At 69.5% G+C, this 23,283-nt stretch carries 25 protein-coding genes; 10 read left to right on the plus strand and 15 right to left on the minus strand.

Annotation, left to right across the window (positions count from 1 at the left end):
- Positions 1-581 precede the first annotated feature (581 nt).
- Genes ABZV00_RS26020 through ABZV00_RS26030 form a run of 3 tightly spaced genes read left to right on the plus strand, consistent with a single transcriptional unit; the run spans position 582 to position 4,245 of the window.
- Positions 582-1,607 carry a transporter substrate-binding domain-containing protein gene (locus ABZV00_RS26020; RefSeq protein ID WP_355610445.1) on the plus strand — a complete coding sequence of 342 codons (1,026 nt, stop codon included), beginning with the start codon at positions 582-584 and terminating at the stop codon, positions 1,605-1,607.
- Entirely contained in the window at positions 1,604-3,037 is a 1,434-nt protein-coding gene (locus ABZV00_RS26025; RefSeq protein WP_355610447.1) for a hypothetical protein, read from the plus strand. Before ABZV00_RS26020 ends, ABZV00_RS26025 begins: the two co-directional genes overlap by 4 nt.
- On the plus strand, positions 3,034-4,245 hold the full coding sequence (locus ABZV00_RS26030) for an MFS transporter (protein ID WP_355610449.1): 1,212 nt from the start codon (positions 3,034-3,036) through the stop codon (positions 4,243-4,245). The genes ABZV00_RS26025 and ABZV00_RS26030 overlap by 4 nt, the downstream gene beginning before the upstream one ends.
- Before the next feature lie 228 nt (positions 4,246-4,473).
- Here the strand turns inward: ABZV00_RS26030 and ABZV00_RS26035 are convergent, their stop codons facing one another.
- Both ABZV00_RS26035 and ABZV00_RS26040 read right to left on the minus strand, forming a co-directional pair.
- On the minus strand, positions 4,474-5,145 hold the full coding sequence (locus ABZV00_RS26035) for a response regulator (protein WP_355610451.1): 672 nt from the start codon (positions 5,143-5,145) through the stop codon (positions 4,474-4,476).
- Entirely contained in the window at positions 5,142-6,809 is a 1,668-nt protein-coding gene (locus ABZV00_RS26040; protein ID WP_355610453.1) for an ATP-binding protein, read from the minus strand. The genes ABZV00_RS26035 and ABZV00_RS26040 overlap by 4 nt, the downstream gene beginning before the upstream one ends.
- 99 nt (positions 6,810-6,908) lie before the next feature.
- On the opposite strand from ABZV00_RS26040, the gene ABZV00_RS26045 reads away from it, so the two are divergent.
- From ABZV00_RS26045 to rraA, 5 genes are all read left to right on the plus strand, one after another.
- On the plus strand, positions 6,909-7,916 hold the full coding sequence (locus ABZV00_RS26045; RefSeq protein ID WP_355610455.1) for a tripartite tricarboxylate transporter substrate binding protein: 1,008 nt from the start codon (positions 6,909-6,911) through the stop codon (positions 7,914-7,916).
- 5 nt (positions 7,917-7,921) lie between these two features.
- Entirely contained in the window at positions 7,922-8,650 is a 729-nt protein-coding gene (locus tag ABZV00_RS26050) for a tripartite tricarboxylate transporter TctB family protein (protein WP_355610457.1), read from the plus strand.
- Complete coding sequence (locus ABZV00_RS26055; RefSeq protein WP_355610459.1) at positions 8,650-10,152, plus strand: tripartite tricarboxylate transporter permease; 1,503 nt, start codon at positions 8,650-8,652, stop codon at positions 10,150-10,152. Before ABZV00_RS26050 ends, ABZV00_RS26055 begins: the two co-directional genes overlap by 1 nt.
- Positions 10,149-10,541, plus strand: coding sequence for a universal stress protein (locus ABZV00_RS26060; protein ID WP_328417882.1), 393 nt, complete (start codon positions 10,149-10,151; stop codon positions 10,539-10,541). The genes ABZV00_RS26055 and ABZV00_RS26060 overlap by 4 nt, the downstream gene beginning before the upstream one ends.
- Before the next feature lie 163 nt (positions 10,542-10,704).
- Entirely contained in the window at positions 10,705-11,187 is a 483-nt protein-coding gene (gene rraA, locus ABZV00_RS26065) for a ribonuclease E activity regulator RraA (protein ID WP_355610461.1), read from the plus strand.
- Positions 11,188-11,358: 171 nt separating this feature from the next.
- Here rraA and ABZV00_RS26070 read toward each other — a convergent pair whose 3' ends face one another.
- The 4 genes from ABZV00_RS26070 to ABZV00_RS26085 form a co-directional block, all read right to left on the minus strand.
- Positions 11,359-11,454, minus strand: a complete 96-nt coding sequence (locus ABZV00_RS26070) for a hypothetical protein (protein WP_355610463.1) — start codon at positions 11,452-11,454, stop codon at positions 11,359-11,361.
- 313 nt (positions 11,455-11,767) lie between these two features.
- Positions 11,768-12,115 carry a metalloregulator ArsR/SmtB family transcription factor gene (locus ABZV00_RS26075; RefSeq protein WP_328417878.1) on the minus strand — a complete coding sequence of 116 codons (348 nt, stop codon included), beginning with the start codon at positions 12,113-12,115 and terminating at the stop codon, positions 11,768-11,770.
- A complete protein-coding gene (locus ABZV00_RS26080) occupies positions 12,112-12,681 on the minus strand; it encodes a malic enzyme-like NAD(P)-binding protein (RefSeq protein WP_355610466.1) in 570 nt (189 codons plus the stop codon). The genes ABZV00_RS26075 and ABZV00_RS26080 overlap by 4 nt, the downstream gene beginning before the upstream one ends.
- Positions 12,639-13,184 (minus strand): hypothetical protein, encoded by a 546-nt coding sequence (locus ABZV00_RS26085; protein WP_355610468.1) that lies wholly within the window; start codon positions 13,182-13,184, stop codon positions 12,639-12,641. The genes ABZV00_RS26080 and ABZV00_RS26085 overlap by 43 nt, the downstream gene beginning before the upstream one ends.
- 526 nt (positions 13,185-13,710) lie before the next feature.
- On the opposite strand from ABZV00_RS26085, the gene ABZV00_RS26090 reads away from it, so the two are divergent.
- Positions 13,711-13,920, plus strand: coding sequence for a DUF2795 domain-containing protein (locus ABZV00_RS26090; protein ID WP_355610470.1), 210 nt, complete (start codon positions 13,711-13,713; stop codon positions 13,918-13,920).
- A 101-nt stretch (positions 13,921-14,021) separates the two neighbouring features.
- Here the strand turns inward: ABZV00_RS26090 and ABZV00_RS26095 are convergent, their stop codons facing one another.
- The 3 genes from ABZV00_RS26095 to ABZV00_RS26105 all read right to left on the minus strand — a co-directional run bounded on the left by ABZV00_RS26095 (position 14,022) and on the right by ABZV00_RS26105 (position 16,451).
- Positions 14,022-14,339, minus strand: a complete 318-nt coding sequence (locus ABZV00_RS26095) for a hypothetical protein (protein ID WP_355610472.1) — start codon at positions 14,337-14,339, stop codon at positions 14,022-14,024.
- A 31-nt stretch (positions 14,340-14,370) separates the two neighbouring features.
- On the minus strand, positions 14,371-16,011 hold the full coding sequence (locus tag ABZV00_RS26100; protein ID WP_355610560.1) for a SulP family inorganic anion transporter: 1,641 nt from the start codon (positions 16,009-16,011) through the stop codon (positions 14,371-14,373).
- A gap of 74 nt (positions 16,012-16,085) precedes the next feature.
- A complete protein-coding gene (locus tag ABZV00_RS26105) occupies positions 16,086-16,451 on the minus strand; it encodes a metalloregulator ArsR/SmtB family transcription factor (RefSeq protein WP_355610474.1) in 366 nt (121 codons plus the stop codon).
- A 968-nt stretch (positions 16,452-17,419) separates the two neighbouring features.
- Here ABZV00_RS26105 and ABZV00_RS26110 point away from each other — a divergent pair.
- Entirely contained in the window at positions 17,420-18,502 is a 1,083-nt protein-coding gene (locus ABZV00_RS26110; RefSeq protein WP_355610476.1) for an FUSC family protein, read from the plus strand.
- Here the strand turns inward: ABZV00_RS26110 and ABZV00_RS26115 are convergent.
- The 6 genes from ABZV00_RS26115 to ABZV00_RS26140 all read right to left on the minus strand — a co-directional run bounded on the left by ABZV00_RS26115 (position 18,423) and on the right by ABZV00_RS26140 (position 23,174).
- A complete protein-coding gene (locus ABZV00_RS26115) occupies positions 18,423-18,866 on the minus strand; it encodes a lantibiotic dehydratase (protein ID WP_355610478.1) in 444 nt (147 codons plus the stop codon). The genes ABZV00_RS26110 and ABZV00_RS26115 overlap by 80 nt on opposite strands.
- A 59-nt stretch (positions 18,867-18,925) precedes the next feature.
- Entirely contained in the window at positions 18,926-19,822 is an 897-nt protein-coding gene (locus ABZV00_RS26120; RefSeq protein WP_355610480.1) for an NADP-dependent oxidoreductase, read from the minus strand.
- A 133-nt stretch (positions 19,823-19,955) separates the two neighbouring features.
- Positions 19,956-20,189 (minus strand): hypothetical protein, encoded by a 234-nt coding sequence (locus ABZV00_RS26125; RefSeq protein ID WP_355610482.1) that lies wholly within the window; start codon positions 20,187-20,189, stop codon positions 19,956-19,958.
- A complete protein-coding gene (locus ABZV00_RS26130) occupies positions 20,183-20,794 on the minus strand; it encodes an FAD-dependent monooxygenase (protein WP_355610484.1) in 612 nt (203 codons plus the stop codon). Before ABZV00_RS26130 ends, ABZV00_RS26125 begins: the two co-directional genes overlap by 7 nt.
- Before the next feature lie 132 nt (positions 20,795-20,926).
- A complete protein-coding gene (locus ABZV00_RS26135; RefSeq protein ID WP_355610486.1) occupies positions 20,927-22,216 on the minus strand; it encodes a D-alanyl-D-alanine carboxypeptidase in 1,290 nt (429 codons plus the stop codon).
- Between the two features lie 202 nt (positions 22,217-22,418).
- The gene (locus ABZV00_RS26140) at positions 22,419-23,174 is read right to left on the minus strand and encodes an alanine racemase (RefSeq protein WP_355610488.1); all 756 of its coding nucleotides are present in this window, start codon (positions 23,172-23,174) and stop codon (positions 22,419-22,421) included.
- Between the last annotated feature and the right edge of the window lie 109 nt (positions 23,175-23,283).

Below are 23,283 nucleotides of genomic sequence, written 5' to 3' on the forward strand. Positions count from 1 at the left end.
GCCGAGCGGGTCCGCGTCGACCTGATAGCCGGCCTGCTCCAGGACTCGGCGGTAGCGCGCGCTCGTCTCCGGCTGCTCGGTGGTGCCGCAGTAGACGACGCTGAACAGCTCCGGCCCGTCCAGGCTGCTGTTGGCGTCCTCCACCGTGACGCCGTCTAGTAGTTTTTTAGGTTCCGTGGCGTTTGTTGCGGTGTAACGAACGGCATCTAGCTAGTCCTCGCCCCACAGGCGATCGGCGGCCACGCCGACCACCTCGTCGTCGCATCGGCCGTGGCCGCACTGGCGGTCGAGGCACTGCGGCGGCGAAACATGCCGTGCGCGCGGCCAACACCCGACCCGCCGTCGGCCCGTGGCCGCGGGGAGCGCGGCGACGACGTGCCCGTCCACTTCGGATGGATCGTTGCGTGCGCGGATGTATGTGTCCAGCCCCGGCGACCGTAGCGGCGTACATTGCGCGACGTGATGGTGCACGGCGTATCGGCGCCGGCATCCCTGGCGGCGTCGTCCGGATAGGATGACCGGCCGTGTCCCCTCACTCGCGCACGCTTTCCGCATTGCTGAAGCCGCTACGGAATTGGGGCATGGTCCTGGTCCTGTCGATGGCGGTGGTCGTGTCCGGGGCGATCGTGGCCGGCAAGCTGCGCTCTTCCCCCGTCTCTCCCTCCCGGCCGGTGCTGATCTCCAGTGGAGCGTGGGCTCCGTTCGTGGGGCCCGAGCTGCCCGACGGCGGACCGGTCACGAAGTTGGTCGTCGAGGTCCTCAACAGATCTGGGTATTCCCCCGAGATCAGCTACACGTCGTGGTCCCTTGCCGAGGAACAGGTCGCCTCGGGCTCCGCTGTCGGCGTGTTTCCGCTGGTGAGCAGCGAATCGCGGCGCGCCAATTTCCTGATTTCCGACCCACTCATCGACTTCGAGTACGTCCTGTTCTACGACCGTCGTGACGGCAAGCCACAGATCTCCCCGGCTGCGAACCTGAGCGCGTTGCGAGTGGGCAGGATCGCCGGCTACGACTACTGGCCCGAACTGGAGTCGGCGGTGACCGACTTCGTTGAGTTCGACTCAGCCTTGGATGGCTTCCGGGCTCTGGCCGATGGCAGGATCGACCTACTCGCCGAAGGTCTGCTCTCCGGCCACGCGGTGCTGACCGATCCGTCCTTCGCCGGGGACGCCGGGAACTTTGCCTACCTGCAGGACGGCGGCCCGCTGGTGCACTCGGTGCAGGGCCTGCACTTCATGATGGCGGACACTAGTGCGGCCACCTCCGTGATGAAAGAGTTCAACAAGGAACTGGCGAAGATGCGTCAGGGCCCGGCGTACGAGGAGATCGTCTCGGAGCTCGAGCCGTCCGCGGTCAGGGACGTCACCTTGACCCCGTCCGGTAAGACGGGTTTGGTGGAACTGCTGAACGCCGATGGGAAGCTGGTGCTGCTTGCCCCGGGAGGTACGCGGGCACGCGTGCTCACCTGGCCCAAGGAGTTCGTCGGCTCCGCCGGAACACCCTCCGAAAACATCCTCGTCGAAGTGAAGGTCACCAATGGCCCGGCGAAGGGCCGCGTCCTCTACGTGGACGCCCGTGCGCTGCAACTCGAGGCGGAAAGGCGATGACCGAGCTGCGGATCCTCGCCCCAGTGGTGGTGGATTATTACGCCGTGCCCGGAGCATCTCTGCGCGATCCCAGGGCTTACGCCCAGTTCTGGGCCAAGCAGCAGCCGGCCGTAGACGAGCTGCTGGAGGTCCTGGTCCCCGATTCTGTGAAGGAGGGCCCCGGGACGTCCCCAGCTGTCGTGCTGGAACACACCAGGGCCACCAGCTCACTGAACCTCTACCGCACCATCAGCGACCACGCAGTGGAGCGCACGTTTCACGTCCTCACCGGCAAGCTGGCCCCGGAGCACCTGCCGGGCGAGTTCGGCGGGGCCACCGACGCCCTGCACGTTGGGGTCACCGAGATCGGCTTTCGACTCTACGACCACGGCCTGATGCTGCTGGAGTTGCTGGCGGACGTGCAACCGTCGCTTACCGAGCCCAACGACGGCCTCGAGGCCCACCTCGACGACCTCCAGGCCCGCGCGGTGGGGATGGGTGAGCGGGTGGCGCGTGAGACCGTTCAGCGATACTTGAATCCGGTGCTGGACCTACTGCGCCAGGCCGACCGGGACGAGCAGATCCTCGTCGCGGCCACACCTGGGGGCGACCCGATCACGGCGGAGTTCGGCGAGTCGCTGTGGGTCACCCGCAGCCTCGTGGTGGACCCGTCAGAGTCGGGTATCGAGAGGGTGGTGCGGCACTGGGTCAAGGACGTAGTGACGGCCGGAGACGGCGGCACGACCCCGGCGGACCGACTGTTGGACGGCAACCTCGACCACCTCGTGCGCTGGCTGAACTACATCTTCATGGATCGAACTGGTGCGGGCGGTCGGATGTTGCCCGGTGACCCGTTCCGGGACCAGTGGGACGCGTTGCGTTACGCGCAGGTGTTCTACGGTGTTCTGGACCGCATCGACACCCGACTGTCGAAGATCGTGGCGGACTCAGCGGCGCCAGCTTCCCGCTGGGACCTCGAGCAGCTCAAGGGGCAGCTGATGAGCCTGAGCAAGCGGGCCGAGCTGATCATCATGGAGCGCCGCGACCTGTCGAAATACCTCAAGCGCGCCGTACGCGTGGAGATGGACGCGATCCTCGAGTTCTGGGACTACGAGAACGTCCTGGAGCAGCCGGTGCGGTTCAAGATCGAGATTTGCGACCGACGCCTGGCCGAACTTGCCTCGAGGCGCACAGCTCGGTCGACGATGTTCACCGACCTCATCCTGTTGGGCATCGGTGTGACGTCGATCCTCGGCACGGCCTTGGCGGTGACCGAGTTCGGACGGTCGATAGCCAGCGATCCGGGCACGGCGATATACGACCTGGGCCAGTCCTCCGCAATGGAGTGGATCGCCGCACAGCCAGCGGACGCTATCCTCATTACCTCTGGACTGGTCTCAGTGCTGCTAGTGATGGTGTACCTGTTCTTCCGTCGCGACAACGGCTCATGAGGACAGCGCTTCGCAGCCGTTCAATACGCACCTTTGCGGCCACCCAGTTCCTGCTCGAGGTGCAGTTCTGGTTCCCGATCTGGCTTATCTACCTGCTGGACCTGGGCTTCCCGCTGACAACGGCAGTGCTTGCCGACGCGGTATTCCGGCTCGTCTCGGTGGTATGTGAGTTCCCGGTGGGAGTGGTCGCGGACCTGATCGGGCGGCGGCGCACCTACCTGGCCCTGACCGGTGGGACAGTGCTGACGTTCGCGGTGATCACCCAGATCCAGTCCGTGCAGTTGCTGTTCGGGGCATGGGTGCTGTGGGGTGTGCTGTGGGCGCTGACGTCTGGGGCGGCCAGCACCTATTTGTACGAACTGTGCGCCCACGACGAACTCGACGTCAACCCGTCCAAGGCTTTCGGGCTGGTCCGGGCCACCGGCCATGTGTCCATACTGCTGTCACTCCTGACTGCCGGGTACCTGTATGAGGTGGATCCGCGATTGCCGTTCGCCGTCACCTCTGTCCTGGCTGTTGTGGCGCTCGTGCTCGCGTTCACGCTGCCGGAAGTCAGCGGGCCGCGGGTGGTCTCCACGCTCACCTCGGTGATGGCGGACATTCGTGGCGCGGCGGCTGACGCGAGGGTGCGCCGGGCCGTGTGGCTGGGCGCCCTGCTGCTGTTGGTCGGGTGGAGCGCCCGCATTCTGTTCCAGCCGTTGGCGCTGGAACTGGGCATGTCCGTGCGGGTCGCCGGGTGGATGTATGCGGCGTTCGCGGCTGCCTCAGTGCTGGGTGGGTTGGTGGCCGGGTACACGGGCGAACTGCACCGCCGGTTGGCCCTGACCACGGCGTTCGTCCTCATCCTTGCCGCTTTAGTGGCCACGAGTCAGGTGATCTGGCTCGGCCCGTTCATGTTTTTGCCGGTGATGGGATTCGGTTACGCCCTGGGCACGACGGTGCTGGAGGTCTTCACCAATGAAGTCACCCCGCAAGCGGTGCGCGCCATGATCTTTGGGGTGATGACCTGCATAGGTGGGGTTGGCATCGCCGTGGCCCGCCCCGCGCTCGGAGTGCTGGCAAATGACCACTCCACCGCGTTCGCGTTCGGAGTGTGGGCCGGCGTCGGTGCGGTTTTGGTGGGCCTGGCCGTGCTGGTGATCCGTCGGGTGCACCCGGAGCGCCGACCTACGCCCCGCCAACGAGCGGCTGGACCCATACCGAGGTGATGGCCCGGTCAAGGCTGGGCCGGGATTCCCGACCTGCTTCACAGCCAGACGGCCGGCCCTACAGGAGCGATCGTCGCCCGACAGCCGACATCGTGTTGGCGGATCCGCCCACCGTCAGGGTGATGCTTGCGGCGGCCACCATGAGATCCGGGCGTGCAGTCTCTTCCAGCCACGGCAGCAGCCGGCTACTGTCCCGCCGGCGGTCCGCTGGCACACCCGCAGCAGCCGTCACCCGACCCAGCTGTAGCGGCGTTCCGGCCGGCCGGCCGCGCCGTAGCGCAGGGTAACCGCCGCCCGTCCGGTACCCGAGAAATGCTCCAGGTAGCGACGGGCGCTGACCCGGGAGATTCCCACCCGGTCCCCGCATTCGGCTGCCGAGAGGGTGCCGGAGTTCTCCCGGAGTGCGCGTTCCACCAGCTCCGCGGTCTCAGTGCTAAGGCCCCGGGGCAGGGCGGAGGTGACGTGCGAGCTGCTACGGGACAACACCCGGTCCACGTCGGACTGGTCGCTGACCACCGCCGCACGCAGCGAGTTTCGGCGCGCGGCGTACTGCTCCAGCCGGGTGCGCAGCTCGTCGAACCCGAAGGGCTTGAGCAGATAGTTGACCGCGCCGTAGCGGACCGCCCGGCGGATCGCCTCGGCCTCCCGGGCGGCGCTGATCACCAGGATGTCGCAGTCGTGCTGGGCGGCGCGCAGCCGGGTCACCACGTCGAGGCCGAACATGTCCGGCAGGTAGAGGTCGAGCAGCACCAGGTCGGGCCGGAACTCGTCGACAGCGGCGACGGCCTGCTCGCCGGTGCCCGCGGTGCCGACGACCCGGAAGCCGTCCATCCGCTCGACGAACCCCCGGTGGATCCGGGCGACCATGAAGTCATCGTCGACGACCAGGACGTCGATCAACGAACTCCCTCCAGGATGGTGGCCACCGACATCCGTGCGGTGAACATCGCGCCCTCCTCGGTGTTCGTCACCGTGATCTCTCCGCCGCGCCGGTTGCAGACCAGCCGAGTGAGCGCCAGCCCGATACCGCGCTCGCCGCCCTGCGCCGCCTTTGTGGTGAAGCCTTGGGTGAAGACTTCCTGAGCCAGCTCCGGGGCGATCCCCGGCCCCGAGTCCCGGACGATGATCTCCACGGACGAGGCGTCCTGGCGCAGCTCAACCTCCACCCAGGCCGATCCGTCCGCCGCGCCGGTGCCGCCGGCGGCCGGGCCGGCGTCCCGGCCGTCGGCGACGGCGTCCACGGCGTTGTCGACCAGGTTGCCCAGCACCGTGGCGACGTCCGCGGTGATCTCCGGCTCCATCCTGTCCAGGCTGGTCCGTTCGGAGACCCGCAGCTCCACGCGACGCTCGGCGGCCACCGCGGATTTCGCCATCAGCAGCGCGGCGACCGCGGTGTCGTGGATCCGGCTGGTCACGGTCAGGTCGAGCGACGCCCGGTGCCGGCTCAGCGCGTCCACGTACCGGACCACCTCGTCGTGTTCGCCGATCTGGATCAGCCCGGAGATGGTGTGCAACTGATTGGCGAACTCGTGGGTCTGCGCGCGGAGCAGCTCCGCGGTGCTGCGGAATGACCCGATCTCCCGTTCCAGCCGGGCCAGCTCGGTGCGGTCCCGCAGCGTGGTCACCGAACCGAGCCGGCGACCGTCCTTGTTGACCGTCATCCGGTTCATCACCAGCACCCGGCCGGCGCGGACGACGACCTCGTCGCGGGCCTCCGGACCGTCGCCGGTGCCGGCCAGCACGTCCCGCAGCCGGCCGGAGATGCGCAGGTCGGCGAGGCTGAGCCCGAGGCAGTGCTCGGGCAGGTCGAGCAGCCGCCGCCCGACGGCGTTCACCAGGGTGACCCGCAGTTGCGGGTCCAGCGCGATGACGCCCTCGGCGATGCCGTGCAGCAGCGCCTCTCGGTGCTCCGCCAGCCCGGCGATCTCCCGCGGCTCCAGGCCCAGGGTCTGCCGCTTGATCCGCCGGGCCAGCAGCCAGGATCCGACGACCCCGAGAGCGCTGGCGATGCCGAGATAGGTGAGGAGGTACGAGGAGGCGCCGACCATGCGCTGTGACCACGTCGGCGTGGCCTCACCGATCACCACGGCACCCAGGTAGCGGCCGAGGTTTTCCTTGCGGTCGCCGAGTACCGGAACCTGGGCCACCAGTTCCCGCGATCGGCCGACCTCCAGCTCGCCGAACCAGCTACGACCGTCGGTTACTCGGGGATCGCCTAGCACTACCGCGGTGCCCACCAGGGTGGGGTTGGTGGAGCTGACCACCCGGCCGCGGGCGTCGGCGACGCTGACCGTGGTCACGCCAGCCTGGGTCAGCACGTTCTGCACCAGCGGCGCGATCGTCTCCGCCGGTGCCGGCTGGGTGAGGCGGTCGCGCAGAAGCCGGTTGCCGGCGAGCTGCTCGCCGAGGGCGGCGACGCGGCGGCCCTCCACCCGGTTGAAGGTCGCCGCCGACTGGGCCAGGGACACGGCGGCCACGGCCAGCAGCACCACGACGATGATCGCGAGCTGGAGGACCAGCAGTTGCCCGGCCAGGCTGCGGCGTCGGGACGTGATCGCGACCACAAAGACCTCAATTTCCGCTGGTGACAGAAGGCAGACACGGAGTCCGCCAGGAGGCCATCATCTTGCCGCCGGACTCCTTCGAAACGGAAGAGAAACATGATGGCAACTCGGAGAAACATGCTGGTCATGGGTGTCGCCGCCGCGACGGCGCTGGCGCTGGGCGCCTGCGGCGCCACCGCCGGACAAGACGAGGGCGGGTCCGGCGATGACGGGAAGCCGATCGCCGGCCTGCGGATCATGGTGCCGAACACCCCCGGCGGCGGGTACGACACCACGGCCCGCACCGCCGCCAAGGTGATGGAGGACGCGAAGATCGCCACCGGCGTGCAGGTGTTCAACCTGCCCGGCGCGGGCGGCACCGTTGGCCTCCAGCGGATGGTGAACGAGAAGGGCAACGGCAAGCTCGCCATGCAGATGGGGCTGGGCGTGGTCGGTGCCTCCTACACCTCCAAGTCGTCCGCGACGCTCACCCAGACGACCCCGCTGGCCAAAATGATCGAGGAAGCCGGTGCCATCGTGGTGCCGAAGGATTCGCCGTACAAGACGATCGGCGATCTGGTCACCGCCTGGAAAAAGGACCCGAAGAAGATTGCCGTCGGCGGCGGCTCCTCGCCAGGCGGGCCGGACCACCTGCTGCCCATGCAGCTCGCCAAGACGGTCGGCATCGACCCGCGCCAGGTCAACTTCGTCTCGTACGACGGCGGCGGCGAACTGCTGCCGGCGGTGCTCGGCGGCAAGGTGGCCTTCGGCGCCAGCGGCTTCGGCGAGTTCCTCGACCAGGTCGAGGCGGGCCAGCTCCGGGTCCTCGCGGTGACCAGCGAGGAGCCGATTGAGGCGCTCAAAGAGGTGCCGACCCTCAAGGCGTCCGGGATCGACCTGGTCTTCACGAACTGGCGCGGCATCGTCGCCCCGCCCGGCATCAGTGACGGCGACAAGAAGGTCTGGATCGATGCGCTGACGAAGATGCACGAGTCCGCGGAGTGGAAGGCCGAGCTGACCAAGCGGGGCTGGAACGACGCCTTCGTGACCGGTGACGCCTTCGCCACCTTCCTCACCGACCAGGACACGTCCGTGGCCGACCTGCTCAAGCAGCTCGGGCTGGCGTGACCGGCATGACGACCCGACCGGACCGGGGCGGCGACCCGCCGCCCCGCCCGGCGGCGCCGGGGGCAACCGCTCCCGTCGTACCGCCGATCCCAGCACAGCCGACCGCGGGGGCCGCCGATCCGGTGCCCCCCACGACGGAGACCGAGACGGCCGCGGAGCGTACGCCGGACCTGCCCCCGGTGGCGCGGCCAATAGCGGCCGACGACCGGCCGCCGGTTGCGGACGCCCCGGACGGCGCGCCTCGGACAGCGAAGCCGGACCCGGCGCAGTACGGCGTCTGCGCATTCCTCGCCGTGGTCGGCGCACTGGTCATCGTCGACGCGATGCGGATCGGGCACGCGATTAGCAGCGCCGACCCGATCGGGCCGAAGCCGGTGCCGATCCTGCTCGGCGCACTGCTGCTGGTGGTCGCCGCGATCTACGCAGTGGACGTGGCGCGCGGCGGCGCGGGTGAGCCCGAAGCCGGCGAGGACGTCGACCTGAGCAGCCCGATCGACTGGCGGACGGTCCTCCTGCTGATCGGCGCCTTCCTGGTCAACGCGGTGCTGATCGACCGGCTCGGATGGGTGATCAGCGGCACCCTGCTGTTCTGGGGTTCGGCGTTCGCGCTGGGCAACCGGCACTACATCCGTAACCTGCTGATCGCCGTCGCCCTGTCGCTGATCACCTTCTACACGTTCGCCATCGGGCTGGGCGTCAACCTGCCCGCCGGCGTCCTGCAAGGAATCCTCTGATGGAAAATTTCGGCCACCTGCTCGACGGGTTCGCCAATGTGCTGACCCCGATGAACCTGCTGATCGCGCTGCTCGGCGTGACCATCGGCACCGCCGTCGGTGTGCTGCCCGGCATCGGCCCGGCGATGACGGTCGCGCTGCTGCTGCCGGTCACCTACGGGATGGAGCCGACGCAGGCGTTCATCATGTTCGCCGGCATCTTCTACGGCGGCATGTACGGCGGCTCGACCACCTCGATCCTGCTGAACACCCCCGGCGAGTCGTCCTCAGTGGTGACCGCGATCGAGGGCAACAAGATGGCGAAGGCGGGTCGGGCCGCGCAGGCACTGGCCACCGCCGCGATCGGCTCCTTCGTCGCCGGCACCATCGCCACCCTGCTGCTGGTCGTGGTCACCCCACCGGTGGTGGCATTCGCGATCAGCCTCGGCGCGCCGGACTACTTCGCACTGATGCTGCTCTCGTTCGTGGCGGTGACCGCGGTTCTCGGCGCGTCCCGGGTGCGCGGCTTCGCCTCGCTGCTGATCGGCCTGGTCATCGGCGTGATCGGGATCGACCAGACCGGCCAGCAGCGCCTCACCTTCGGCATCCCGCAACTCGCCGACGGCATCGACGTGGTGGTGGTCGCGGTGGGCATCTTCGCCGTCGGCGAGGCACTCTGGATCGCCGCGCACCTGCGGCGCAAGGCCGCCGAGGTGATCCCGGTGGGTCGCCCCTGGATGGGCCGGCAGGACTGGAAGCGGTCCTGGAAGCCCTGGCTGCGCGGCACCGCGTATGGGTTCCCGTTCGGGGCGCTGCCGGCGGGCGGGGCGGAGATCCCGACCTTCCTGTCGTACGCGACCGAAAAGAAGCTGTCGAAGCACCCGGAGGAGTTCGGCAAGGGCGCGATCGAGGGCGTCGCCGGGCCGGAGGCGGCAAACAATGCCTCCGCCGCCGGAACGCTGGTGCCCATGCTGGCGATCGGCCTGCCGACCAACGCCACGGCCGCAGTCATGCTGGCCGCCTTTCAGCAGTACGGCATCCAGCCCGGCCCGCTGCTCTTCGAGCGGGAGTCCGGCCTGGTCTGGACCCTGATCGCCAGCCTCTTCGTCGGCAACCTGCTGTTGCTCGTGCTCAACCTGCCCCTCGCGCCCGCCTGGGCCCGGCTGCTGCGGGTTCCGCGGCCATACCTCTACGCCGGGATCGTCTTCTTCGCCTCGATGGGCGCGTACGCGGTCAACGCCCAGCCGTTCGACCTGTTCCTGTTGCTCACCCTCGGCCTGATCGGGTTCGGGATGCGGCGCTTCGGGCTGCCGATCCTGCCGCTGATCGTCGGGGTGATCCTCGGCCCCCGGGCGGAACTTCAGGGCCGGCGGGCGCTGCAGCTCTCCGGTGGCGAGCTCTCCGGGCTGCTCGGTGGCTGGGTGTCCTGGCTGATCTACGCCACCGTGCTGGTGGTGCTGCTCTGGCCCCTGCTCGGCCGGTTCCTTGTACGACCGCTTCGGGAAAGGTTGGTGACCGGATGACCGTGCTTGTGGGGTACGTGCCGTCGGCGTTGGGCGAGGCGGTCCTGTGCGCGGCGGTTGAGCAGGCCCGGTTCCGCGATGAGCCGGTCCTCGTGGTCAACACCTCGCGCGGGGAAGCGTACGTCGACCCGCGGTTCGCTCAGGACCACGACCTCGAACGTGTCCGCCGGGAGTTGACCGGGCTGGGCGTGCGGCACAGCGTCCGGCAGTTGGTGCGGGGCCGTGACGCGGCCGATGAGATCCTCGAGCTGGCCGAGTCCGAGGACGTGTCGCTGGTGGTGATCGGGATCCGGCACCGGACGCCGGTGGGAAAGATGATCATGGGCTCCACCGCGCAGGAGATCCTGCTCGGCGCCCGCTGCCCGGTGCTCGCCGTCAAGGTCGACTAAGTGCGACGCTTCCTGCCGTCTACGGGGACCCTTTCCTGAACCAGCCGGAGCGGAAGGGAATCCTCGTGCCAGCCGCAAACCGCACCCAGCGGCCGTCACCGCCACCGGACTACACCCGTCACCGCCCCTGGATCCGACACCCAAAGTGGAAGAAGGACGAACCATGCAGGCCCCCACCGCGGACCTTTACGACCGGTACATGGACGAACTCGGCTCGTGCGACACGCAGCTGCGCCAGTTCGGTGGAATCCACGCCTTCAACGGACCGGCGGTCACCGTGCGCTGCTTTGAGGACAACGCCCTGCTGAAGTCGGTCGTCTCCGCACCGGGTGAGGGGCGAGTGCTGGTGGTGGACGGTGGCGGGTCCGTGCACACGGCTCTGATGGGCGACGTGATCGCCGGCATGGCGGCGGAGAACGGCTGGGCGGGTGTGGTGATCAACGGTGCCGTCCGCGATGTCGCCGCCCTGCGCGCCCTTCCGATCGGCATCAAGGCGCTCGGCTCCAACCCGCGCAAGAGCGCCAAGACCGGGGCCGGCGAGCGGAACGTGCCGGTGGCGTTCGGAAACTGCACCTTCAATCCCGGCGCCGAGGTTCACAGCGACGACGACGGCATCGTCGTCCTGCCCCTGGGCCGGCGCGCGTAGGCATGGAAGGAGGGCTCCCTCCCGGCGGAGAGTTCTCTACGGCCACGAGGGACGGCGGGACGCCCTCCCGGAGAGGGGGCGAGCTTCCCGAGCCCGGCCGGCTGCACGAAGAGTTCCCGCCGGGCGGCAGCCCCTCCCCGAGCGTCCAACCCTCGGCGGCGGCAGTCTGGTTCACCGGCCCGTCGAGCCGCGCAGGGCGGACACGATTGCAGCGGGTTCCGGCGGGCAGCCCGGCACCTGCACGTCCACCGGCATCACGTCGGACACCGGTCAACACGTCAGCGTGCCGCGGCGAGGCCACCAGCCGTACCCCATGCCGCTCGAGGTCATACACAGGGCTGAACGCCTGCCCGATCTCGATCTCGCAGCCGTTATACGACCCGGCGTCCACCTGCCGCACCCGAACCGATCTGCCCGCCCCGGCGCAGCCGGCAGCGGCCCCACCGGGGCCTCGGGCGCGGGTTCGGCCGCCCGACCTACGCGGCGGATTCTGCCGATCAGCCCCAACGTCCGCTCCGATCATCGACGCCATCGGCTCCTGCTCATGAGGGCCACCGTGCTGCTGACCTTGACCGCTTGTTCACGAGGGTTCAGCGCGCTCGGTCGCGGCACGCAGGTCACCCAGCAGTTCGGCCTGACTGGTCAACACCTCGGTCAGGATCCGCCGCGCCACCGCCAGCAACTCGGCTACGTGCGGGCTGACCAGCGAGTAGTACACGGTCGAACCATCTCGGCGGGTCACCACCAAGTTCGCCCGGCGCAGCACCGCCAGTTGCTGCGACAGGTGCGCCGCCTCGATGCCCACCTGCGGCAGCAGCTCCGAGACCGCGTGCTCCCGTTCGGCGAGGAGTTCGAGGGTCCGGATCCGCGCCGGATGCCCCAAAATCTTGAAAAACTCAGCTTTAGCCTGATACAACGGCGTGCTCACGGGCCCACCCCTTCCTGCGGGGATACGTTACGAGCCGTGTCCTGCCGGAGCACGCCACCGGCCGCCGGAGCGACACGGCGCCGCCGCTCGGCCGCGACCGCCGCCACCGCCCCGGCCACCGTGGGCGCCACCTGTTCGTCGAGCACCTCGGGTAGCAGCCGGGTGGTTGACAGCGCCTCCCGCGGCACCAGCCCGGCCAGCACATCAGCGGCGGCCAGCCGCATCGGCATTGTGATCCGCGGCGCCCGCGCATCCAACGCACCACGGAACACGCCCGGGAACGCCAGCGCGTTGTCGACCCGGTTCGGGTAGTCGCCGTGCCCAGTGGCTACCACCGCGGCGATGTCACTCACCAGCTCAGGACGAATCTCCGGCTCCGGGGCGGCCAACGCGAACACCACCGGCGCCTCGCCCATCGACGCCACCAATGCCCGGGTTAGCACCCCCGCCCGAGACAATCCCACCACCGCGTCCGCCCCCGCCAGGGCATCGGCCAGCCCGCCACGGACCCGTCGCCGGTTGGTCAATTCGGCCAGCCGTGTCTCGTGCGGCGGCAACCAGGGCATGTCGTCGCGGTGCAGCACCCCGCCCCGGACGACCACCACCACATCGGTGGCGCCGCCCGCCACCAGCAACCTCGCCGTCGCCGTACCCGCCGGGCGGCCCCGACCACGACCAGCCGCGCCGACTCCACACGCTTGCCCACCACCCGCAATGCGTTGCGCAGCGCGGCCAGGACCACGATCGCTGTGCCGTGCTGGTCGTCGTGGAACACCGGAATGTCCAGCGCCTCCTGCAGCCGCCGCTCCACCTCGAAACAGGCCGGCGCGGCAATCGCCTCCAGGTCGATCCCCCCGAACGAGGGGGCCAGAGCCCGCACCGCCGCCACGAACTCGTCCGGGTGCTTGGTGCCCAGGCAGACCGGGACCGCGTCAATCCCGGCCAGGTGGACGAATAGGGCCGCCTTGCCCTCCATCACCGCCAATGCCGCCGCCGGCCCCACATCACCCAGGCCCAGCACCGCCGTGCCATCGGTCACCACCGCCACCCGGTTACGCCGCCCGGTCACCTCGCCAGCCGCGCCCGGGTCAGCTCGTTGGCTTTCGTTCGGCGGTCCGCCCGTGGCCCCCAACTGGTCCGGCCGCCGTTGCAGCCATGCCGGGCCTCCACTATTGGCATCCATCCGGTGACGCCGCCTACTCCTCGGCGATCCGCGACGTCCAGGCGTCGGTCATCCGGACCGGTGCGGCGTAAGCCAGTTCCCGGTCCGGCCACCCTTCGACCCAAACGAATCTCATGACTTGCTAAAGTTAGCAAGTCATCAGAGCGCCAGGAAGCCAATGCGGTGAAGGCGTGACTGGTGACCCCGCTCATGGCAAAGCTCCGAGTCCGTTCCGCCCGCAACCCCTGTCAGGCGGAACGGACCCCCCGTGCACCGTTACCTCGCCGCGCCGTAGCGGCGCGCTGACCCGGCATGGCCCGCCGATCCTTCTCTCGTACGGCGGGCCATGCCGCCTTACCGCAACGGAACTACCTCGCGTTGGCAACCATCCCTTCGGCGCCGATGGGCGGCCGGCAATCAACGAGGAGAAGTCGTGCTCTCAGTCACCCGCACCGAACTCGCCAGCCACATCGCTACGGCGTTCGACGCCGGCCGCGCCGGCCGCGCTGACCTGCTCGCCGCAGCCGCGAGCAGCCATGCCCGGCCGCAGGTGATCGCGGTGCTACAGCGGCTGCCCGACCAGGAATACGGCAGCATCCGCGACTTGTGGCGCCACCTGGCCGACGTACCCATCGGTGGTTGATCTCGCCACACACCCGCTCCGGATGCCGGGGCGTGCCCGTCGGCGTCGACTCCAGCGGCCGCCCACGCAGGGAGAAGCTCCCAACGCCACACCCCGGTCGGCTATTGCTGGGCGCCCGGCAGCCGGACTGCGCCTCGGGAGAGTCTGAACAGCCACAGGAGCATGATCCGCAGCATGGCGGTGAGGCCGGCACGGTCGCCGGCGCGCTGCAGTTCGCGGGCACGACTGACCACGGTGATGAACCTTCTGCCGTAGTCGGCCCACAGCGGGGCATGCCAGTGGATGCGGACCGCAAGCCCGGCAAGCTTCGCCGCGACCCTTCGGTCGCCCACCGGTAGCGTGTCAAGGTCAGGTAGCAGGCCGACACGCAACGTCAGATAGGTGTCCCACGCCGCACGTCGGGCCGGTTCCATCGCCATGTCCGCCTTCCTGGCTGCGGTAACGCCGCCGTCATGATCGTCCGGGCGGGTCGAGTACGTTCCGCTGCACGGTGGCCAGGACGCCGGTGTGATGCAGATGGGCTCGGGCTGCGGCGATCGCCTCTGGCGTACCGGGAAAAACGCGGTCTGCGGCGCGGAGTCGGTCGAGCACGCCGACCGCGTCGAGGGTCTTCTCGTGTCCCGCTGGGACGCCGGAGACGTATACCGTGATGCCACGGTGTTCGAGACGTTCGATCGCGTCGCGCAGCACGAGCGCGCCGGTGCCGTCGATCGTCGACACCCTTGACATGCGCAAGATGATCACCCGCACGTCCGCCACCTGGGACAGTTCGAGCAGGAACCGGTGGGCGGCGGCGAAGAACAGCGGCCCGTCGAAGCGGTAGGCCACGATGTGCTCGCGGAGCAGGGCGGCCTCCTCGACGTGATGATCGGTGATGTCGAGCGGGACCTCCTCCAGCCGAGCCGCACGCGCGATCTTGCGGATGGCCAGGGCGGCAGCGAGGACGAGGCCGATTCCCACCGCGGCGATCAGGTCCAGGGCGAGGGTGGCGATCGCGGTCAGAGCCATGATGAGAGCGTCAGAGCGGGTCGAGCGGGCCAGCGCGGCCAGCGAACCCACCTCGACCATGCGCACAGCCGTGGCCAGCAGCACCCCGGCCAGCGCGGCGAGCGGAATGTAGGCCACCAGCGGGGCGGCCACCAAGATGATCACCGCCAGGGCAATCGCGTGGGTCAGCGAGGCGAGCCGCGACTGGGCTCCGGAGCGGACGTTGACCGCGGTGCGGGCGATCGCCGCCGTCGCCGGTACACCGCCGAAAAGCGGGGTCACCAAGTTCGCCACTCCCTGACCGAACAGTTCCCGATCCGGGTCGTGGCGCTGGTTGACGGTCATGCCGTCGGCGACGGTCGCCGACAGCAGGCTCTCCAACGCAGCCAGGGCAGCGACCGCCAACGCCGAGCTGAACAACGTCGGCACCGCGGCCAGGTCCAGAAAACCCAGCGAGGGAACGGGAAGGGTGGCCGGCAGGACACCGATGCGGGTGACATTGAGCGACAACAGTTGCCCGAGTACGGTGGCCGTGGCCACCGCGATCAGCGAGAACGGCACCGTGGGGCGCCAACGCGCACCGGCCAGCATCGCCGCCGCCACCCCGAGCGCCAATATCAGCGCGGGCCAGTTCGGGTGGCTGGCGAACTCGACCAGCGCTCGCCAGGCCACCACGGCGACCTTCTCGCCGTCCGGGTTCGGCACCCCCAACGCGGCGGGGACCTGTTGCAGGAAGATCACCGCAGCGATTCCCACGGTGAAGCCCTCCACCACCGGAGCCGGCACGTAACGCACGTACCGGCCGGCGCGGAGCAGGGCCAGAGCCAGCAGAATCAGGCCCGCCAGCACACCGACGGTGAGCACACCCCCGGGTCCGTAGGTCGCCACGATCGGCACCAGCACCACCGTCATCGCGCCGGTAGGCCCAGACACCTGCAGATTGGACCCGCCGAACAGCGCCGCGAGGATCCCGGCCACGATGGCGGTCGCCAAGCCGGCGGCCGCCCCCAGGCCGGAGGACACCCCGAACCCCAGCGCCAAGGGCAGCGCGACCACCGCAACCGTGAGCCCAGCGATGAGGTCGCGGCGGGGCTGCCGACGCATCGCGGCGACATCCGCCTTCGTCGGCAGTAGGACAGCCACCCGGCGCCAGGTTGAGCGGGCGAGGGCGGCGGCGCTCACCGCGGCACCGGGAGCGACGGGTCGTCGGCGTTGTCCTGGTCCTCGCGGAGCGTCTCCAGCAGCTCAGCCTGACCTGTCAGCATTTCGGTGAGGAAGCGTCGGGCCGCCCGCATCAGATCGACCACGTCCGGGCCTGCGAGTGCGTAGATGACTGCCGACCCGTCCCGCCGGGACGTCACGATCCCGGCCCGGCGCAGCACCGACAGCTGCTGAGACAGGCTTGACGCCTCGATCTCCACCTCAGCCAGCAGATCCCGCACCGGCATCGGCCCATCGCCAAGCAGCTCCAGTACCCGGATACGCACCGGATGCCCGAGCGTGCGGAAGAACTCCGCTTTTCTCTCGTACAGCGGTAGCGCCACACGCCCTCCCAACATGACTAGCAATTAGGCAATTGAAGACCTCTTCATATGGTTGAGTGACCGCAGCCCCGCCCGAAGTGATCCTCGACACTCCGGCGCCGACCCCGCGCACATGGTCCAGGCCCGAAACCCCAGTACCGACCCTTCAACCACCCGGCATCGCCCAACGACTTGCCGCACCTAGCGGGTCACCGCGGCTGCGCTGAGTTCGACAGCCGGGCTCGCGCTCCGCGGCCGCTGCGCCCCGCCGGTGCCCGGCGGCTTGGCGCGCAAGCCCGGGGAACCCGGGGCCGCCGGAGAATGACAGGCCGACGGGGTGGCGAACTGGTGGGCCGGCAGCCAGCCGGGGCGCGGCGGCCATCGCGTCGAAGCGCGAGTCACCACCGGCCGTGGTGGGGATGCGGCGCGGAGTGTGCGGGGGCCGCCCCTCCAGGGTCACGGGGGAGTCGCTGCACGGCGGCCCCTGCGAGCCGCCCATGACCCCGGAGCCTCAGCGACCCCTCGGGCCGGCCGGCTATTGCCGGCAGGCCACGAGCCCGCCCGGAGGTGCACGCGCCGCATCCCGTCCCCGGCCTTGTCGCACACCACGGTCCCATCGCGGGCAGCGCGACAACCCGTGTCAAGGTCCGGTTGACTACACGGGCTCCCTTACCAGATCCATTCCGTTGATGCCGGGACCAGACGACTGGGATCCAGGAGAATGGAGCCGTGGCCTCGGACCAAGAAGCACTCCAGCGGCCCACGACATCAGCCAGGCGGCCTGTGAGCTGGGGCATCCGTGCCCCGAGGGCCCGGAATTCCGGGCCTGCCCCATGCGCAAATCCCTACCAGGCCAGCGCTGCATCAGCGTGCCCGGCCACACCCCGCAGGACCACCACCCCGAGCGGTGACCGCAGACATGACCCCGCGCCTCCGTTGCTCCTCGGAGGTTGAACGTGCCGAGCCGAGATCGGGGTCTGGGAGAGGAGATGGTGTGGCGAGAAAGCCGGGGGGCTTACGAGCGGCTTCGCACCTACCTCATTATCGCGGTTCAAGCGGGTGCAGCGGTCGGTCTGTCCTGGTTCATCGCGCGCGACGTGCTGCACAATCCGCAGCCGTTGTTTGCGCCTGCCGCCGCGATCGGCACGATCGCAGCGGCTCTTGGCAATCGGATCAGGCGAGCGGCGGAACTTATCGCCGGGGTGATTGTTGGGGTGCTGATCGGACAGTTGATCCTCCAGATCATCGGGACGGGACCTGTACAAACCGCCTTGATCGTGGCGTTTGCGATCTCGTCGGCAGCGTTGATCCACGGGAGCGGCGCCGTCATGGTTCATGCAGGAAGCACCGCCTTGCTGCTGGGAACGCTGTCCGCGGAACATTCACACCTGGCTGTGGCGCGGACCGTCAACGGGCTGATCGGAGGGACGACCGCGATCGCCGTGGCGCTGCTGATCATTCCGGCCAACCCCGTCCGCGTCGTCAATCGCTCTGCCGGCCCGACGCTGGATGTCTTCGCACGTAGTCTCACGGCTGCCGCTCAGGCATTGGAGCAGCGTGACGTTCGACAGGCCGAGGGCGCCTCGCAGCGCTTGGTTGCGGCAGAGGAGGAGAGAAACAAGACGGTCGAGATGGTCGCTGCCGCGGCGGAGATCGCGGTTCTCTCACCCTGGCGGTGGCGACGATTAGGAATTCTGCGCCGCTACCAGCATGCCTCCCAGCACCTCCAATACGCCTATTCCAACAGCCGAGAGATGTCGCATTGGGTCGTATCGACGCTACGGCAGCGTGAGCCGGTACCGGCCAGCCTTCCAGCGTCGATCGAGCACCTCAGCCAGGCGGTGAGGCTGCTGCATCGCGACTTCCTCGCCGGCCGAGAGCCCGACCTTGCGCGCGCACGGGCACAGCAGGCCATCGAGGAAGTCAACCAAGCCAGCGCCGAGGATATTGGGTTCTGCGGGAAGGTGCTCGCTTCGCGGCTACGTCTTGCCATCAGCGAGGTGCTTCAAGCATCCGGAGTGCTGAAGGCAGAGGCAAATCGGCAGGCGGGGTTGACGGCCGACGCGAGCTGATTAAACAACCTGTTGCTGTCTTCATAGGGCGCAGCGGGTCGGTGACGTCGGCGGGCCGGCGCAGTTCGCTGACCAGGACGCCATGGCCCCGCAGTTCTCTGAGCATCTCCCGCAGCTGGGATTCCCTGCCGGCATGGTCGGCGGCGAGCTTGGCGGTAAGGCAGGCGAAGTTGATGCCCTCGCGGGCGCGGGCCAGCGCGGTGGCCACCGGGCGGCTGTACCTGACCAGCACCTCGGCCGGTCCGTCGCCCGGGGCGCGGCGGCTACGGCACCACGAGGCGGCCTGCACGGAAGAAACACAGGTTGTTGACGGCGACGAGGAGTTCGTCCAGCAGAACGGGATTGCTTTCCAGGCTCTCGCCACACCTCAGTCGGCGGCAAATCACCCGTCACCTGCGTAAGCAACGGCGCTGGGCGATACACCTAGTCGGCGACGTGGATGACGATCTTACCGCGGCGTTTACCAGTCTCGAGCGCCTCGTAACCTGAGCGCGTCTCAGTGAGGGGCAGCACGCGGTCCAGCACCGGCCGCAACCGGCCGTCATCGACGAGCTCGGCGATGGAACGCAACGCCTTCTGGTCGGGCTCGACGATGAAGTACACCCCGCGGACGCCGTGCCGGGCTGCCTCCTGCTGGTCGGGAGGCGCGGAGAGGGTGACCAGAATGCCGCCCGGTTTCAGAACCGACCAGGACCGCGACTGCGTCGCTCCTCCGACAAGATCAACGACGACATCCACGTCGCTGACGTGATCCTCGAAGCGGTCGTGCGCATAGTCAATGGCCTGCGCGGCACCCATACCCTTGACGAATTCCAGGTCGGCCGCCGCCGCCGTAGCGCTCACGCCAGCACCGAGACCGGCCGCGAGCTGCACCACGTAGCTCCCCACCCCGCCGGCGCCGCCCTGCACCAACACGTGCTGGCCGGCCTGCAGGTCGGCGTGGTCCACCAGTGCCTGCCAGGCGCTCAGCGCAGCCAGTGGGAGCGCTGCGGCGTGGTCATGGTCAACGGTGGCGGGTTTGGCCGCCACGACGGCCGCGGGCAGGGCGACGTACTCGGCGGCCGCGCCATCGCGGGTGAAAGGGATCAACCCGTAGACGGCCTCACCCTCGGCGGGGCTCTCCACCCCCGCCCCGGACGCCGCGACGACTCCGGAGAACTCGTGCGACGGGATGATCGGCGTGCGCTCGGGCCCTGTCCCGTCCGAGCTGTGCGTCCAGGTTTCCGGCCAGGTGAGCTCGCGGGGCGTCATGGAAGCAGCCTTCACGGCCACCAACACCTCACCGGGCCCCGGCTCGGGCCGCGGCACCTCCTCGTACACGAGTTGCTCCGGGCCGCCCCTGGTGTGGGCTCTCACGGCGTGCATAGTGCTCATCCGACTGCTGCTCCTTCCGACGGCACTTCGATCAGCCAGCCGGCCGCCCCTGGGGATAAACCGCAGGCTGACACCCGCATTATCTGGCGGTTCGGCAGCCGCGAGGCCGGACTTCCGTCATCCCTTTGCCCCTGGGCGCAGAAAGCACGCTGGATTGGGCAAGCTGCTCACCATCCCCGGCGGGCGGCGCTATACCCGCAACGAAGACGAACGCGCCCTTGGCGCCGGCTACGCCCTGCTGCAGTTCGGCCTCGGCGGCCACCAGCACGAGCTGGGTCTGATCGACCGCCGCTACGCTGACGGGCGTCAGCATCGAAGTGGGTGTGCGGGTCGGTGCCGTACCCAATTTTCGCCCAGTGGTTGCCGATAAGGTCGTCGATTCGGACGACGGTACCGTCTGGCGTAGGTGCCCGAGCGTTGGGCAGGAGCCGACCGGTGCCGGGATGGGGGCCGGCCGTACCTCTGGGAAGGCGACGCCCAGGCTGGGCGGCTGGGCGCGGCTACTGGCGAGCTCCTCCAGGCATGGCACCGGCGGTATGCAGCAAGGCCGCACTCACCCGACTGCGGTTCTGCACGATTCGGCCGGTGCGCAGGGCCATCATGGTCGTGGCCCGCACGTCGGGGCGCCGCTCCCGCTCGTACCCGTCGAGCAGCGCCTCGTCGTCGAGCCTCGCGCGACCGGGGCGACGGCCGGTGGTCGGGCCCGACCACCCGCGACCGTCGCACCCCCACTGCCCACGTCCCGATGGCCAAGCCCGGCACCCAGCCGAGGATCCGCATCACCTCGCGGTCGAGAGTGGCAGCACGCGGCCTCGGATAGGGCTCGTGGTTCTGGTCGACCACCACCACACCGGTTCCGTGGACACCGAGAAGCCCCGCCAACACTCCACCAACCGGTCCGCATCCGACGACCAGCACGCCAACCTCGACGTCGCTCCGCCCCTCGGGATCCGCTACCCCGATCCATTCGACAAGCCCAGGGCTACGACTCCGTGAGACTCATGCCGCCCGAGCGCCTGGCCGGCGGCGTCGGGCCAGAGCGCCGCCGGCTCAGCGGTGCTGTCGGATGCGATCCCAGGTGCTGGGAGGCTCCAGCCGTACGCCGGTGCGTAGCGCGGTGGCGACCGGCCTGCCCTCGCCGACGACCGCGCTGACCCGGCCGTGTTCGGCCTCGGCCGGCAGCCGTGCCGGTACGGCCGGGATGTCGACGTCCAGCCGTACCCGCATGCCGGGCCATCCCACCACGGTCAGGTCCTGCGAGGCGTTGATCGTCGTGCTGGTGCCGAGCGGGCCCCGCACGGTGGCGACCTGATCGCCGGCCCGGACGATCGGGTGCACCGTAATCGCGGTGGCGGCGGTGCGGACCAGCGGACGAGTCGCCCGGAACACCCGGTCCAGCTGCGCAGGGGTGTTGGCGCCGGGCTGCCCCAGGACGGCGCCCACGACGGTGATTTTCCGGCCGCCGACCTTGACGACGGCGGCGAAGACGAGGCAGCCGCCGGCCTCGTCGGTGGACCCGGTCTTGATCCCCACGACGCCGTCTTGGCCGACCAGGGAGTTGTAGTTCTGCACGGTGCCGGCGACGGGCAGGGTGGCCTTCTTCTGCGCCACGATCTCCGCGAATGCCGGCAGTTGCATCGCCTTGCGGGCCAGGATCACCTGGTCGACGGCGGTGCTCACGGTGTCCGGGTCGAGCCCGGACGGATCGGTGTAATGGGTGTCGGTCATGCCGAGCGCGGCGGCGGTGTCGTTCATCTTGGCGACGAATGCCTCGACGCTGCCGGCGTCCCAAGCGGCGAGGATCCGCGCCATGTTGTTCGCCGACGGGAGCAGCACCGCCTGGAGCGCCTGGCGCTCGGTGAAGACCGCGCCCGCGACGACCGGCACGAGGGACTCGCCGCGCGCCAGCTCTCTCGGGTATGCGGCTGCCTGCTCCGCGCTGACGGTGAGCTTCGGTCCCTGCTGGCCTCGCTTGAGGGGGTGCTCGGTCAGGATGAGGTACGCGGTCATCACCTTTGTCACGCTCGCGATCGGCACCGGGTTGCTCCCGCCCGACGTGCCGAGCGAGCCCAGCCCTTCGACGGAGAGGGCAGCCTGCCCGGTCTTCGGCCACGGCACCGCCGGGGCCGTGCCGGGGATGATCGTCGACGCCGGCAGCGTTCGCGTGACGGTCGGCGCGGGCAACGGGCGGCGCAGCGGCTCGACCGCCACCAGCGTGGTGCCGCCCAGGAGCAGGGTCAGCAGGCCAGCGACCAGCATCCGGAGGCCGCGTGCGCGACGCCGAGCCGGCGGTTGTGGCGGGACCGGTTCGATCACCTGGGTCGTCGCAGAGTCGAACATTTTAATATCTCCCCCGTGTGGCACGCCGGCCTGCTCCATTGCGCAGCCGGTGCACTGATGTCGGTATCACTGACGTGGGCGCTGCCGGTGAGCCGGTACCGCGCAGGCCGCAAAGTAGTGCTGTCGCACCTCGGCTGGCAGTTGGGCTGAGGCCCAACTGCGCCGCTGCTTCATGGCTTCAGCCAGCAGTCACCATCCGCGCTCACGTGAGAGTGGCTACTACATGTGCGGCGGCTTCAGCAAGGAGGGCCTGATGGTATTTGGCGTCTTCGGCCGCTTTGCTGGACATGATCGCGATGACGAGCGGCGCGGAGTGGGTCTGCGGGGCGGTGAAGGCGGCGGCCGAGTTGGCCAGGTGCAGCAGCTCCGGGTCCAGCCCGGCGTCGCGGGCGTAGGCCACCGCCTCGGCGAACGCGGCCGTCTGCGCGGTCACGCCGTACGGCGAGGAGTCGGCGGTGGCCAGGTGCGACCACACGCCGCGCACGGCCAGCACGCCCTCCCGCTCGTACTTGCGGGCCCAGGCGACCAGCTCCGGCCAGGCGTCGGCGGTCGCGCCGTGCCGCGACATGCCGGTATCGATCTTGAGGTGGACCTGGACGGTGCGGCCGGTGCCGCGGGCCGCGGCGGCGACCGCGTCGAGCAGCTCCGGGGCGGCCACGGACACGTCGACGTCGGCGGCGGCTAGCGCGGCGAAGTCGGCGTCGGGGCCGTGCAGCCAGCTCAGCACCGGCGCGGTGAGCCCGGCGGAGCGCAGCTCCAGCGCCTCGGCGGCGCTGGTGACCCCGAGCCAGCCGGCGCCGCCGGCCAGCGCGGCCCGGGCCACCGGCAGCGCGCCGTGGCCGAACCCGTCCGCCTTCACCACGGCCATCACCGCGGCGGTCGTGGCCCCGGCGATCCGTTCGACGTTGCCCGGGACCGCCGCGAGGTCGACGACTGCCTCAGCCAGCTCTCCAGTCACGTTCGGTAGTCAACAGCAGGGCGTGTGAGGGTGCCGAGAGGGATTTCACTAACGCTGCGCTAACAACGCCCGTGCATACTTGGCGAGCGGTCGGTCCGGTCGGTCGAGG

The organism is Micromonospora sp. NPDC005173, assembly GCF_040608515.1.
Taxonomy (GTDB): Bacteria; Actinomycetota; Actinomycetes; order Mycobacteriales; family Micromonosporaceae; genus Micromonospora.